Origin of the sequence: Leptotrichia sp. oral taxon 223 (assembly GCF_013394795.1) — a bacterium.
Classification (GTDB): domain Bacteria; phylum Fusobacteriota; class Fusobacteriia; order Fusobacteriales; family Leptotrichiaceae; genus Leptotrichia.
Map to the genome: position 1 here is coordinate 196,772 of NZ_JABXYU010000001.1, position 11,784 is coordinate 208,555.

Below are 11,784 nucleotides of genomic sequence, written 5' to 3' on the forward strand. Positions count from 1 at the left end.
TAATTTTAATTTCTCGTATTGCGAAGAAAGAAAAAGAATTTATTTCTCTCAACTATTCAATCCTGTCAAATGGTTTGAAAATGACTTAGAACTATTTGTTGGATATTTTAGTAAAGAATTATTTTTTAAACTTCCTTCGGCTATTAAAAGGATAATTTCTATACTTACTGCTTCTTACCTTCTTTGGCAAACTTTTACCTATATCAAAGAGCATATCTAATGCTCTTTGGCTCTCTATCAATCTTTGAGTTTCCAGATAATCCAGTTCATACAAATCTTTTGAAATTTTTTCTATTTTTTTCTCTACTCTGTTTTGCGAAACTCCAAACTCTGCTAAAACATATGAAATAATAAATAATATTATAAAATCTTTCATCTCACACCTCCTTTCTTTTGAATTGTAATTTAATCATTATTAAAATAATTACATCTTTAAACGAAAGGAGTAATTATTATGGAAAATAATGATAAAAAATTAAAAGAAATCGCTGAATTGATTAACTTGATTATTATTTTAAAAAAATCAAGTAATTAAATCGTTTACTTTTAACAACGAATTAACCAAAAAAATTTAATTTTCTAAAAATTTGCTGGATTTGTTTTTTCCTATCCCATTTAAAAAAATTATAAATTGCATTTCTTGAACACCCAATTTTTTTAGAAAATTCATCTATTGTCAATTTATTCTTTTCTATCAAATATTTAAATCTAGCAAATTCAGGGTGTTCATTTGATTTTTTATATTTTCTAGCCATATTATCACCTCGTTAAAACTATATCACATCTGTTGTTAAATGTCAACGAATATAAAAAATTTATTTTAACAAAAAAAAGAGCCTTTTTTAAAAACTCTTAAAAAATTTACTATCTCTTTTTTTTGAATATTAAATATAATATATAAAATGGAAAAAATGCAATTATAAAAGTAATTATAATTATAAAAGCAAAAATATTAATTCCGTTATTTTCTCCATATTCCAAATAGCTATTTAAATTATGTTTTTCTGATTTTTCCAAAAAAGTCGGTAATGATTCAGGATATTTTATAATAATACTTTCTGAATTTTCTTTTATTTTTTTAGTAAGATTATTCAATTTTCGTTCAGTATGATTTATAGTTAAAATTTCTGATTTTATATTATTTTGATTCAATAACATAATCTTCTCAATTTGATGTTCTTTTATTGTATCATTTGGTCCTTTTACTTCAATAAATTTCAATTCGTTTTCATTAAAAATCATCAAATCAGGAAACCCAGAACGATTTTGAGCAATATTATTCATATAAAATAAAAGCACTCTTACTATATCTTCGATATTGTAATACTTAAATATAAGTTTTAAATCTTCTATTTTAAATCTGTCTATATCTCGCTCCAACATTCTGAAAATTCTATTATTATTTTTGAAACTTTGTTTTTTTGCTAAATTATAATTTTCTTCTAGAATTTTTTCAGCATCATTTTCTAAAATTTGTTGCATTTTGTAAGCTATTATTTCTTCTCTATTTTTTAAGAAAACATCTGTAAATAAATCAAATGGCATATCTTGTTTTATCCGTATTTTTTCTAATTCAAATGATTTTTTTATATATTTTGGAAATTTATCAGATTGATATTTCAAATCAATAATATCCCATATTTCCTGCCAAAATAAAAAAGAAAAAATGTGAGCCCAATAAAAATTCTGAGTAAATATCCCGTTATATCCTTTTTCCCTATAATGTTCTAATGCTATCTCTTCGATAAACTTATATTCTTTATTATTAAATGTATATAATCTATTAGATTTTTCTAATTCTAAATCAATATTTTCTATTCTTAAATTTATATCTCCTGTTATTTTAAGCCACCTCTTTCTTTATAATTCATCTATTTTTTCTTTTGTTTTTTGTATCAATGCTTCCGCTTCCTTGTAGTCGCCATTTTTTAATTTTATATATTCAATTTTTTCTACCATTTCATTTAAAATATTCTTTTGACTTTTAACATCTAATAATTTTAACAAATTTAACATCTCGTCATCAATTTTATAATCTTCTATTTCATCGGACATTTCGCCTTCGTTATCCATATATCCAATTATTTTATATAACTTACTCAAATCTATTTTATAAAAGGCTGATAATGCCTTCAAATAAAAAGGATTAGGCTTTTTCTTTTGTCCATTTTCAAGCATAAATATTTCCTTCTTATTCAAATTTGTATATGCTGCTACTTGTCCATACGAATAATCTTTACTCTCTCTAACTTTTTTTAAATAATCTCCTAATTCTTTTAATTGTTCATCTTTTATTCTAAAATCTGACATAAGTATCATCCCTTTTTTCTATAATTATACAATATTTTTGTTGTCATTTGATAATTTTTTCAAAAAAGTGTTGACATTTAACAACAAATGATATATAATATCTATGTAAATGAAATTTTACAAAAAATTTTTACTTATTTCGTTGTCAAATGTAAACGAGAAATAATAGGAGTTGATAAACATGAGCTACAGCGAAGCATTAAAATACGCCTCAGAAGTCGAAAGAGGCTGGGACAGAAGATTATACAACTTGGATATGGAAAACGCAGAGTACGAAGAGCAACGTGATTACAGATACAACCAACTTTGCAAAGAGTTGAAATCAAGAAAAGCAGAACTCACAGAAGAGGATTTCACAGAAGCTGAGTATAAAATGCTTGAGGATTATTTAAGAGATTATACTTTAGCTCCAGATACGGAGTTGCAGGAAGTTATAGAAGCATTTATTGTAGAAATTGATAATTAATTTAAGGAGGAATAACAATGAATTTTGAAGCGTTAGAGATTGTAAACAAAAACAACAAAAAGGTTTTAAAAGAAAAGGAAGCTAAGAAATTAGTAAACAGAATTAAAAAATTATTTAAAAAGTAATTGATGTTTTACCAAGCCTATAACAATTACTGTTGTAGGTTTGGATAAGATATTAATAAACAAGATTTTTACAGCCTTTAAAAGCAAGTCCAGTAAAAAAAAGGCATATCAATATATCAAATTAAACTTATCTGTAATGCTGTTAAAAATCTAAAATTAGGAGGCTAAATGGAATATAAAAAAGAAGAAAAACAAGCAATAGAGGAATTTAGAAAACTTAGAGGAAATAATCCTCAAGTATCAGTTACAATCGAACTTGCAAATTATGGATTCTGGCTAAGAGGATTTAAGAAAAAACAGGAATACTTTAAACCTGTTCGATATTCAGACTGTGAAGTTTCTTGTCTTTATGGAAAAGAAGATGTATTACAAAAAATTAAGGAATTTAAACTAAAAATAAAAAAATTAGGAGAGTGATTAAAACGAATGAAAAATTAACAAAAGAATTGAACAGCTTACAAGCAACTGAATTAATACAGATTGCAAAAAAGTAAAATCCATTTTCAGAAAATATTATTCTGTTGAGGCTTATACACTTGACAGGAATAAAAGAATATTAGAGCTGGAAACAAAAGATAGAAATATAATCAAAGTTAAATTTAAAAAGGTAAGAAATAAAAATAAATTTAAAATAGTGAATTACGAAATTAAGGAGGAATAATGACAATAAGAGAACAGCTGGAAAAAGAAATGGATCAAGAAGAAATTAAGGAACTGGAGGAAAACAGCATTGATGACAACAAAGGATATGATGAAATGGATGATTTTGATACTGACATCAATTTGGATTCAGATTGAAGTTATCCAAATCAAAGGGCATTGGATATTTGGTGGCAATGTGGCGTTTCCATTTTTAATGGCTATACTACTTTGGTGGTGTCCTAGAGTGATTAAGGATTTTAAAGGAGAAATATGGAATACAAAGAAATAAGTTATAAAAATGAAGAAGAGTGGCTTGATATACGCAAAAAAGGTATCGGCGGAAGCGATGCAGGAGCAATAATGGGAAAAAATAAATATAAAAATATTATTGACGTTTGGAAAGACAAAACTGGAAGAGTACAAAATAATTTCATAAGCCCTGCAGCTCAAAGAGGTAAGAACCTTGAAAAAAATATATTTAATTCCTACAAAGAGGACCATCCTGATAAAAAAATATTAGAAGTCAATAAAATGTATGTTCATCCAAAATACGACTTCATACGGGCTAATTTGGACGGAGAAATTGTTTATCAGGATAAAAAAGGAATACTGGAAATAAAAACAACTACAATTAACAAATGGAACAAATATATCGAAGAATGGCAAAATAACATTCCTGAAAGCTATTTATATCAAATTTTACATTACTTTTTAGTAACTGGCTATGAATATGCCGTATTGGTTGCTGAAATAAAATTTGAATGTTTTAAAAGCGAAAATACAACACCGTTCGATCTAGATAAAAGATTGCAGACAATTGTAATCAATAGAACCGATTGGGAAGATGAAATACAGGAACTTTTAAATAAAGAAATTGAATTTTGGGAATGTGTCAAAAACGATACAGAGCCAAGAATGATAAAAACTTATGGAGGTTAGGAATGAAAAAATTAGCAAATGGAAATTATGAATTAACAAGAGATGAATTAAAAGTATATCTTGAGGGATACCATAAAAACAATGCTTTAGAATACGGGGGAGTAGATAACTAGGATTGGTATGGAGATAGTTTGTATGACTATTGCGAGGACGAAAGAAAAGAAACAGGGAATGAAGACTATGATATAGAAAATCTAGTTAAAGATATAATTGACAATTTAGAAAAGGAGAATCTTTGAAATGAAAAATAAAAATGTAGAAATTGAAACAGAAACATCATTAGTTACATTGCCTAAAATGGAGTTTGTTTTTGACAGTGCAAAAATAACTCCAGCTAAAATTGATAAAGGTATGATTGATTTTGAAAAAGCAGAAAGAGATGTTAAAGAAATAGAAAAACTTTATAACGTGGTATTCACAGATTTGGAAGATGTGAAACGATACAGAGAGGAAGTTGCAAGCAAAAAATCAAATGCTGAAAAATTCAAAAAGGATTTGATGGATTATTTGACGGCAGACTCTAAAGAAGTTAATCAAAAACTTATCAATCTGATTAAAAGGGTGGAAGCAGTAAGAAAATTTTTGCATGAAAAAGAGAAAGAGCTAGATAATGTTAAAAGAGAGAAAATAAAATCTATTAAAGAATTAATTTTTAAAGATAGACCTGATTATCTGATTTACTTGATAGATAACGAAAAATGGGAAAAGAAAACTTTTAAGGAAACAAATATCGAAGCTGAAATACAGCAACAATATGATGAACTGATTAAAAAAGAAAACTTTATAAAACAAGAAATCGAAAAAGCAAATAAAGAAATTCAATTTAAAATATTATTTGAAAATGTAAAATTTTTAATCAAGGAGGAGTATACAACTATTTCGGAAGCTATCACAAATAAGATGAACGAAATAAAACAAACAGAAGAAAATTTAAGAAAACAAGCGGAAGAAAAAGCAGAAAAAGAGAAACAACAGGAAATTGAAGCCTTAAAGCAACAACAGGAGCAAGAAAAGCAAGAAGCAGTTGCTAAGGCTGTTAAAGAAAAAGAAATTCAAGAAAATTCAAATGATAATTCCGAAAAAACAGACACATATATCTGTATAAAAGTAAATGGACTTACAAAAGAAGCAACTAACGATTTGCTGGAAGTAATTAAAAAACACAACTTGAAATATATAAAGGAGATGAAATAAAATGGCAGGAACTTTAATGAATCCAAAAAAACAAACAAAAGGAACAGTGGGTACAACTACACTAAAATCAATGATAAACGACGAAAGAACAAAAAATAAATTTAAAGAATTACTAGGAAATAAGGCTGCTGGATTCTTAACTTCACTACTAAATACTACAAATGGAAATGCACAGCTACAAGAAGCAGAACCACAAAGCATTTTGAAGGCTGGAGCAATAGCTGCAACATTAGATTTACCAATCGATCCAAATTTAGGATTTGCCTATGTAGTGCCTTACAAGAACAAATATAAAGACAGTTATGGTAACTGGCAAGAAAAAAATGAGGCACAATTTCAATTAGGCTACAAAGGATTTATACAACTAGCAATCAGAACTGGACAGTATAAAAAAATTAATGTTACAGAACTTTATGAGGGGCAGTTTGAAAGCTATGATCCAATTACTGATGAACTAAAATACAATCTTGGCGGAAAAATAAGTGATGAAGTAACTCACTATATCGCGTATTTCCAAACTATGAATGGATTTGAGAAATATAATGTAATGAGCAAGGAAGAAATAAGGGAACACGCTAAAAAGTTCAGCAAGACGTTTTTAAGTAGATTTTCAAGCTGGCAAACTAACTTCGACAGTATGGCGAAGAAAACGGTATTAAAACTACTATTAAGCAAATTTGGAATACTAAGCATTGAAATGCAGACAGCACAAAAAGTAGATCAGGCTGTTATAAAAGAAGTTGAGCCAAACGGAAATGTAGAAGTCGAATACGTAGACAGTCCTGGCAATGCAAGCGATATTATTGAAGAAGAAACAGCAAATAACGATGTTCAAAGCGATAATGAAATCGTTGAGAATTTTAATTCAGAAGATTTATTTTAAAAAAACGAGGGTTAATTGAGAGTACTTTTAAACAAAACAGGAGGATTAAAATGGAAAGAGAAAGTGTGTTAGAAATAGAATTTAAGCCTATTTGGGATAAATGGGCTTGGAAAATTACAAAACAGAACGAAGAAATATTGAGAAGAAATGAATTCATAGATAAAGAATTGAATGTTGAATCTTTTCGTTCTCCAGAATTTTATACAATTCAGGATAAATTATTTATAAGAGGTTCTTCTAAAAAAGGAGATGAGGATATTCAGTTTTGTACATCAGAAGAAAAAGAATTAATAGAAGAAAAAGTAAAAGCTATCAATGAAAAATACGGGATTCCGAAGAGATGGAGAGCAGAAGAAGGAAATATTTATTATTTTTTAAATAATATATTTAATATAATGAATAGTGAAGAAAATTATACATGTCTCGAAGATAAAAGATATGAAAATGGTAATTACTTTGAAACAGAAGAAGAAGCATTAAAATATGCAAAGTACATGAAAAAATGTAGCCTTGAATGGCACGAGAAGAGGGATAATAATGAGTAGAGAAATAAAATTCAGAGCTTGGCTTAAAGAAGACAAGAGAATGGTAAATGTTGAAACAATGGATTTTACAGATAAATCAATGCAATATCTGGAAAAGAGCGAAATTATTAATGCACATTTTTTAAGAAGAGTGAGCTTTGATGATGTTGAATTAATGCAATTTACAGGAGTAAATGATAAAAATGGTAAAGAAATTTATGAAAATGACTTAATTTCTTGTAATAAATATAAAAATATAGTTGTATTTTTTGAAAACGGATGTTTCAAAATCAAATATCCAAAAAGCGATACAACTAATACAATATGTACATTAGATACATTTTTAGAAAAATATAAGTGCAAAATTTCAGGAAATATTTATGAAAACAAAAACTTACTGGAGGAAAACAATTGATTAAACACGCTGAGATACACAAAATCAAAATCGAAAATGAAATAAGATTTATAGCAAAAGTGTATATTGAAAGAGAAGAAATAGAAGACGAAAATTTTAGCAGTCCAACTTTTGAAGAAACTGCTAAGCACATTTTGAAAGATTGTGTTATATCGAATTACTTTGATATGACGGAAATGGAGGAATGATGAAAAAGTGGTTTTATGAATGTGATGATATTATGAAAATAATTGGTGTTAAAGAGGGCAAGGCATATAAGATTATAAGAAAATTGAACGAAGAATTGAGAGAAAAAGGATTTTTAACGCAGCAAGGTAAAGTAAATGCTAAATACTTCAATGAACGTTACAATATAGGACAGTGATTTTTATGCCAGCATATAAGGATGAAAAAAGCAAAAAATGGTATGTTTCTTTTTATGTAAAAGAAAATGGAATTTCTAAAAAAGTTAAAAAAATGGGATTTAATAAAAAGCAAGAAGCAATGGAGTATGAAAGAAATTATATAAACTCTTTTGTGTCTGATACTGAAATAACATTTGAAAATCTATATAAATCTTATATGGACGATCAAAAAAATAGATTAAAACCAAGTACATTAGAAAGTAAAACATATATTTTCAATAAAAAGATATTACCATTTTTTCAAAAATATAAAATTAAAGAAATAACACCTTTATTGATTAGGAAATGGCAAAATGAACTAATAAAAGAAAACTTTGCTCAAACATATTTAAGAGCCATCCATGAACAACTTGTTGCTATATTAAATTATGCGGTTAAATTTTACAATTTAAACAAAAATCCTTGTTCAGCAGCTGGAAGAATTGGAAAAAAGAATGCTGGCGAAATGAATATATGGACATTAGAAGAATTTAAACAATTTATAAAGGCAATTAATCATAAAAAAGAAGCCGTGGTTGGATTCAATATATTGTTTTATACAGGTATGAGAGTAGGCGAAATGTTAGCACTAACGATTTCAGATATAGATTTTGAGAAATGTAAAATAAGGATAAATAAAACTTTTCAGAGAATAAAAAGAACTGATGTTATATCAACACCAAAAACTCCTAAGTCCAAAAGAACTATTGATTGTCCTAAATTTGTTATAGACATTATACAAGACTACATCAAAGTATTGTATAAGCCTACGTCAAAAACTAGACTATTTGAGGGGTTTACAAAGTCTAAATTTCAAAACGATGTGAACGTCTATTCTCGGAAAGCCAACTTGAAAAAAATCAGAGTTCACGATTTAAGACATTCCCACGCAACTTTTTTATTATCGAAAGGTGTTAATATAGTATCACTTTCAAGAAGATTAGGGCACGAAAGAGTATCAACTACTTTAGATATATATTCACACGTTCTAAAAGAAGACGATGATTTAATTAAAGATATACTAAACAATTTATAGAAAACAGTACTAAAAAGGTACTGTTTTTTTGTGAAAATATTTAAAATTTAAAGTTTTTGACTTTTTTTGGAAAAATGAAAACAAGCCAAAACAAGTATTTAAACCATAAATAAATTTTAAACCATACATCATCCAGAGAAACGACGGTTTTATCCAAGTCATTCTGTTTAAACTGAACTTGCTTCCAAATTTTCCTAACTTTAAAGCCTCATCTGCTATTTCATTGTTATACGCCTGATAAACTCTTATTGTCTTGTCATCAAATACAGCATAAATATTTCTTTCCTCTTCTTTTTTCATAATTATTCCTTTCATTCAAAATCCTTATTTGTAAAGTCACATCTGTTTAATTGTTCCATCGCATGTTTTCTTATCATTTCTTCCTCACTTTGCAACAATAGTTCCAGTTTTTCTTTCGCCTTAGGAGTATTTATATCTCCTAAAGCAAAACAGCATTTTCTCACTAATGCAAAATTATCATCCCAACGGTATTTTTCAAAATTCGAAGTTGCTAGTTCATATATACTATCTATTGTTTGTGGTAAGTGAAAACCTTGAAAATATGATGCTATAGTTTCATGTTCTTCATGAAATTCTTCTTTTCCTAATTTAATATAATCTTCAATAAATTCAGATCTATCATATAATTTAAAAAAACTAATTGAAAGCATCAAATTATATATTTCAGATGAATTTTTCTTTTGACATGCTATTTTTATTCCCTCTTTTATTATATTTATTTTTTCTTCATCTGTAACATCAGAGAAATTTGAAATTAATTCCTCATTTCTCAGTTGAAAATTTACAACATGAGTTTTTTTACTTAATTCAAACAATTTCTTTAGTTCATTTTGGTATTTTGCTGATATTTTCATTATTCATTCTCCTTTATAAATTCATACTTTTTCAAATTCTGATTAAATATTTCTAATCCTTTCCCTCCTTCTTGTCCTAGTTGTATATGTATTGCATTTTCTCTAGTTACTTTATTCGCCTCTTCTTTAAAAGAAATCATTTTTTTAACATCTTCAGTCTTCTCACTCAAAATCCTTATTTGTGAAATCACGTCTATTCAACTCTCTTTTTGCTGATTCCCTTAAGTCTTGTGTCTCATTTAAATTATTAGCCAAAAGTTCTAATTTTTCTTTCGCCTTAGGAGTGTTTATGTCTCCCAAAGCAAAACAGCATTTTCTGACTAGTGCAAAATTATCATCCCAACGGTATTTTTCAAAATTCGAAGTTGCTAATTCATAAAGACATTCTACCGTAGACGGTAACTCCATTTCCATGAAATAAATAGCAATATCCTCATGTCTTTCATGCCATTCTTCTTTTGAAATCTTACATAAGATATTTATGAACTCCTCAGAATACAAATCAAATGTAAATATTAACCAAAATAAAATATCTAATTTTGTTTTATTTTTAAATAAATAGGCTTTTTCTAATTCTTCTTTTATAAATTTTATATCATCAATAAAATAATTTTTTTTCAATTTGTTTACTGATATTTTTTTATCTAAATATTTTTCTAGCAAATTTTTAGCTTCATTGAAATCATTTATTTTTTCCATGATGAATATCTCCTCGTTTAACATTTATCTGTTTAATCCGTTGATTAAATATCTCTAAACCACTACCTTTACCTAAATTTATAGTTATTTAATTACCATATCATCTTAATTTTATTTTTAGTTGTGATTTTAAAAATATAAGATTAAAGTTTATAAAAAAATTATTCCTGCCCATTTTTTTATTTGAGTGGACACACTCCATATATAAAAAAATGCATAGTATTTTTATATAAAAATTACCAATCTATTACATTCTCTGAACGTAATATGTCCAAAAATTTTTTTCTTAATTCTAAATTACCATCAATAACCTCATCTAATAAATCTTTTTCTATTAATGCCCAATGAAATATCCCTGGAAGATGCCCAGAAAGATAAATTGTTCTAAAGTTTATATTTGGATCGATAATCTCAACTTCACTTTCTGAATAAACATATAATCCACTATATTTATCTGTCATACCCAAAAAAAGTGTTTGATTTCTTTCTTCATCCCAATAAATACCAAAAATTTCTGCAATTTCATCTCCATTTCTATCTCTTTTTATTATTCTCATTTTACATCCCTTCCTTAGTTTGAAATATTTTATTTGGATTAAGTATATTTCTTTATTATTTTGGTAAATTTCATTTTAAACTTTCCCTATAGTTTCGTTGTATTGTTATTTTTGTTCATATTTGGTAATATATCCTAACGCAAAGCAACAATTTCTCACTAAAAACTTTCTATCCAACTTTCATAAAATTCCTCTTGCTCTTTAACACTACCAATTTTTAATCCGTTATCATAATCAAAGATATCTACTACATCAGTTAAAGTTGCTTGTTTTCCCATTTGTAATTTGTACGCTTTTGTCCCTCCAAATTCTTTTTGCATTCCAGAAGGATAAACATTAATAGCTGAAGCATTACAAAGTAAATAAATGTTATTTAATTCTAATTTTTTTCGTAATTCTACAACAGAATCAAAAATATTATCACTTTTTGAAAAATATATTGTTCTTTCAATTTCTATTTTTAAATTAATTTCATCTTCAATTTCTGATAAAAATAGTTTATTTTTTTCTATTTTTCCATTATTAATAATGTTAATCTCAAATATTTCCATATTATTTTCATCTTTCACATTTACCATCCCTTTCACTCACTTTTAATTTCTTCATATTCCTCCAAAAACGCCATTTCAACTTTCTAATATCATTAATTCCAGTATTTTCCAATACCAAATCATATTCTTTTTCTCTAGTTCATTTTAATACAATTTTGCAATCTTTTTTCAATATTTTTATATTT

At 26.8% G+C, this 11,784-nt stretch carries 21 protein-coding genes and 1 pseudogene; 12 read left to right on the plus strand and 10 right to left on the minus strand.

What is annotated here, in order from left to right; genetic code table 11:
• Positions 1–118: 118 nt before the first annotated feature.
• From HW275_RS01035 to HW275_RS01050, 4 genes are all read right to left on the minus strand, one after another.
• Entirely contained in the window at positions 119–376 is a 258-nt protein-coding gene (locus HW275_RS01035) for a hypothetical protein (RefSeq protein ID WP_178934397.1), read from the minus strand.
• A gap of 181 nt (positions 377–557) precedes the next feature.
• Positions 558–755 (minus strand): helix-turn-helix transcriptional regulator, encoded by a 198-nt coding sequence (locus HW275_RS01040; RefSeq protein WP_178934399.1) that lies wholly within the window; start codon positions 753–755, stop codon positions 558–560.
• A 109-nt stretch (positions 756–864) separates the two neighbouring features.
• Positions 865–1,623 (minus strand): VRR-NUC domain-containing protein, encoded by a 759-nt coding sequence (locus HW275_RS01045; RefSeq protein ID WP_147002885.1) that lies wholly within the window; start codon positions 1,621–1,623, stop codon positions 865–867.
• A gap of 237 nt (positions 1,624–1,860) precedes the next feature.
• The gene (locus HW275_RS01050; RefSeq protein WP_172617423.1) at positions 1,861–2,310 is read right to left on the minus strand and encodes a RodZ family helix-turn-helix domain-containing protein; all 450 of its coding nucleotides are present in this window, start codon (positions 2,308–2,310) and stop codon (positions 1,861–1,863) included.
• 181 nt (positions 2,311–2,491) lie between these two features.
• On the opposite strand from HW275_RS01050, the gene HW275_RS01055 reads away from it, so the two are divergent.
• The 12 genes from HW275_RS01055 to HW275_RS01110 all read left to right on the plus strand — a co-directional run bounded on the left by HW275_RS01055 (position 2,492) and on the right by HW275_RS01110 (position 8,917).
• The gene (locus HW275_RS01055) at positions 2,492–2,776 is read left to right on the plus strand and encodes a hypothetical protein (protein WP_178934401.1); all 285 of its coding nucleotides are present in this window, start codon (positions 2,492–2,494) and stop codon (positions 2,774–2,776) included.
• Between the two features lie 293 nt (positions 2,777–3,069).
• Positions 3,070–3,318, plus strand: a complete 249-nt coding sequence (locus tag HW275_RS01060) for a hypothetical protein (protein WP_178934403.1) — start codon at positions 3,070–3,072, stop codon at positions 3,316–3,318.
• Between the two features lie 243 nt (positions 3,319–3,561).
• Entirely contained in the window at positions 3,562–3,699 is a 138-nt protein-coding gene (locus tag HW275_RS01065; RefSeq protein WP_006803854.1) for a hypothetical protein, read from the plus strand.
• Positions 3,635–3,832, plus strand: a complete 198-nt coding sequence (locus tag HW275_RS01070; protein ID WP_178934405.1) for a hypothetical protein — start codon at positions 3,635–3,637, stop codon at positions 3,830–3,832. The genes HW275_RS01065 and HW275_RS01070 overlap by 65 nt, the downstream gene beginning before the upstream one ends.
• The gene (locus HW275_RS01075; RefSeq protein ID WP_178934407.1) at positions 3,814–4,482 is read left to right on the plus strand and encodes a YqaJ viral recombinase family protein; all 669 of its coding nucleotides are present in this window, start codon (positions 3,814–3,816) and stop codon (positions 4,480–4,482) included. Before HW275_RS01070 ends, HW275_RS01075 begins: the two co-directional genes overlap by 19 nt.
• Before the next feature lie 240 nt (positions 4,483–4,722).
• Positions 4,723–5,676 (plus strand): hypothetical protein, encoded by a 954-nt coding sequence (locus HW275_RS01080; RefSeq protein WP_178934409.1) that lies wholly within the window; start codon positions 4,723–4,725, stop codon positions 5,674–5,676.
• Position 5,677: 1 nt separating this feature from the next.
• A complete protein-coding gene (locus HW275_RS01085) occupies positions 5,678–6,559 on the plus strand; it encodes a recombinase RecT (protein ID WP_218975070.1) in 882 nt (293 codons plus the stop codon).
• 50 nt (positions 6,560–6,609) lie between these two features.
• Complete coding sequence (locus tag HW275_RS01090; protein WP_178934411.1) at positions 6,610–7,104, plus strand: hypothetical protein; 495 nt, start codon at positions 6,610–6,612, stop codon at positions 7,102–7,104.
• Entirely contained in the window at positions 7,097–7,498 is a 402-nt protein-coding gene (locus tag HW275_RS01095) for a YopX family protein (protein WP_178934413.1), read from the plus strand. The genes HW275_RS01090 and HW275_RS01095 overlap by 8 nt, the downstream gene beginning before the upstream one ends.
• A complete protein-coding gene (locus HW275_RS01100) occupies positions 7,495–7,686 on the plus strand; it encodes a hypothetical protein (protein ID WP_178934415.1) in 192 nt (63 codons plus the stop codon). The genes HW275_RS01095 and HW275_RS01100 overlap by 4 nt, the downstream gene beginning before the upstream one ends.
• Positions 7,686–7,862, plus strand: coding sequence for a transcriptional regulator (locus HW275_RS01105; RefSeq protein ID WP_146964860.1), 177 nt, complete (start codon positions 7,686–7,688; stop codon positions 7,860–7,862). The genes HW275_RS01100 and HW275_RS01105 overlap by 1 nt, the downstream gene beginning before the upstream one ends.
• A gap of 5 nt (positions 7,863–7,867) precedes the next feature.
• The gene (locus HW275_RS01110) at positions 7,868–8,917 is read left to right on the plus strand and encodes a site-specific integrase (protein ID WP_178934417.1); all 1,050 of its coding nucleotides are present in this window, start codon (positions 7,868–7,870) and stop codon (positions 8,915–8,917) included.
• 123 nt (positions 8,918–9,040) lie between these two features.
• Here the strand turns inward: HW275_RS01110 and HW275_RS01115 are convergent.
• The 6 genes and pseudogenes from HW275_RS01115 to HW275_RS01140 form a co-directional block, all read right to left on the minus strand.
• A pseudogene (locus HW275_RS01115) lies at positions 9,041–9,232 on the minus strand (DUF4291 family protein); the annotation flags it as partial.
• On the minus strand, positions 9,229–9,792 hold the full coding sequence (locus HW275_RS01120) for a HEAT repeat domain-containing protein (protein WP_178934419.1): 564 nt from the start codon (positions 9,790–9,792) through the stop codon (positions 9,229–9,231). The pseudogene HW275_RS01115 and the gene HW275_RS01120, both read right to left, overlap by 4 nt.
• Complete coding sequence (locus HW275_RS01125) at positions 9,792–9,932, minus strand: hypothetical protein (protein ID WP_172618338.1); 141 nt, start codon at positions 9,930–9,932, stop codon at positions 9,792–9,794. The genes HW275_RS01120 and HW275_RS01125 overlap by 1 nt, the downstream gene beginning before the upstream one ends.
• Positions 9,933–9,954: 22 nt before the next feature.
• The gene (locus HW275_RS01130) at positions 9,955–10,491 is read right to left on the minus strand and encodes a hypothetical protein (protein ID WP_178934421.1); all 537 of its coding nucleotides are present in this window, start codon (positions 10,489–10,491) and stop codon (positions 9,955–9,957) included.
• 236 nt (positions 10,492–10,727) lie between these two features.
• Positions 10,728–11,048 carry a hypothetical protein gene (locus HW275_RS01135; RefSeq protein WP_178934422.1) on the minus strand — a complete coding sequence of 107 codons (321 nt, stop codon included), beginning with the start codon at positions 11,046–11,048 and terminating at the stop codon, positions 10,728–10,730.
• Positions 11,049–11,206: 158 nt separating this feature from the next.
• Positions 11,207–11,626 (minus strand): hypothetical protein, encoded by a 420-nt coding sequence (locus HW275_RS01140; RefSeq protein ID WP_178936380.1) that lies wholly within the window; start codon positions 11,624–11,626, stop codon positions 11,207–11,209.
• Positions 11,627–11,784 lie beyond the last annotated feature (158 nt).

Excerpts from the sequence above, each read along its gene's own strand:
- HW275_RS01035 (WP_178934397.1), bottom strand. The coding sequence starts at position 376 with ATGAAAGATTTTATAATATTATTTATTATTTCATATGTTTTAGCAGAG.
- HW275_RS01040 (WP_178934399.1), bottom strand. The coding sequence starts at position 755 with ATGGCTAGAAAATATAAAAAATCAAATGAACACCCTGAATTTGCTAGA.
- HW275_RS01050 (WP_172617423.1), bottom strand. The coding sequence starts at position 2,310 with ATGTCAGATTTTAGAATAAAAGATGAACAATTAAAAGAATTAGGAGAT.
- HW275_RS01055 (WP_178934401.1), top strand. The coding sequence starts at position 2,492 with ATGAGCTACAGCGAAGCATTAAAATACGCCTCAGAAGTCGAAAGAGGC.
- HW275_RS01060 (WP_178934403.1), top strand. The coding sequence starts at position 3,070 with ATGGAATATAAAAAAGAAGAAAAACAAGCAATAGAGGAATTTAGAAAA.
- HW275_RS01065 (WP_006803854.1), top strand. The coding sequence starts at position 3,562 with ATGACAATAAGAGAACAGCTGGAAAAAGAAATGGATCAAGAAGAAATT.
- HW275_RS01070 (WP_178934405.1), top strand. The coding sequence starts at position 3,635 with ATGACAACAAAGGATATGATGAAATGGATGATTTTGATACTGACATCA.
- HW275_RS01075 (WP_178934407.1), top strand. The coding sequence starts at position 3,814 with ATGGAATACAAAGAAATAAGTTATAAAAATGAAGAAGAGTGGCTTGAT.
- HW275_RS01080 (WP_178934409.1), top strand. The coding sequence starts at position 4,723 with ATGAAAAATAAAAATGTAGAAATTGAAACAGAAACATCATTAGTTACA.
- HW275_RS01085 (WP_218975070.1), top strand. The coding sequence starts at position 5,678 with ATGGCAGGAACTTTAATGAATCCAAAAAAACAAACAAAAGGAACAGTG.
- HW275_RS01090 (WP_178934411.1), top strand. The coding sequence starts at position 6,610 with ATGGAAAGAGAAAGTGTGTTAGAAATAGAATTTAAGCCTATTTGGGAT.
- HW275_RS01095 (WP_178934413.1), top strand. The coding sequence starts at position 7,097 with ATGAGTAGAGAAATAAAATTCAGAGCTTGGCTTAAAGAAGACAAGAGA.
- HW275_RS01105 (WP_146964860.1), top strand. The coding sequence starts at position 7,686 with ATGAAAAAGTGGTTTTATGAATGTGATGATATTATGAAAATAATTGGT.
- HW275_RS01110 (WP_178934417.1), top strand. The coding sequence starts at position 7,868 with ATGCCAGCATATAAGGATGAAAAAAGCAAAAAATGGTATGTTTCTTTT.
- HW275_RS01120 (WP_178934419.1), bottom strand. The coding sequence starts at position 9,792 with ATGAAAATATCAGCAAAATACCAAAATGAACTAAAGAAATTGTTTGAA.
- HW275_RS01125 (WP_172618338.1), bottom strand. The coding sequence starts at position 9,932 with ATGATTTCTTTTAAAGAAGAGGCGAATAAAGTAACTAGAGAAAATGCA.
- HW275_RS01130 (WP_178934421.1), bottom strand. The coding sequence starts at position 10,491 with ATGGAAAAAATAAATGATTTCAATGAAGCTAAAAATTTGCTAGAAAAA.
- HW275_RS01135 (WP_178934422.1), bottom strand. The coding sequence starts at position 11,048 with ATGAGAATAATAAAAAGAGATAGAAATGGAGATGAAATTGCAGAAATT.
- HW275_RS01140 (WP_178936380.1), bottom strand. The coding sequence starts at position 11,626 with ATGGTAAATGTGAAAGATGAAAATAATATGGAAATATTTGAGATTAAC.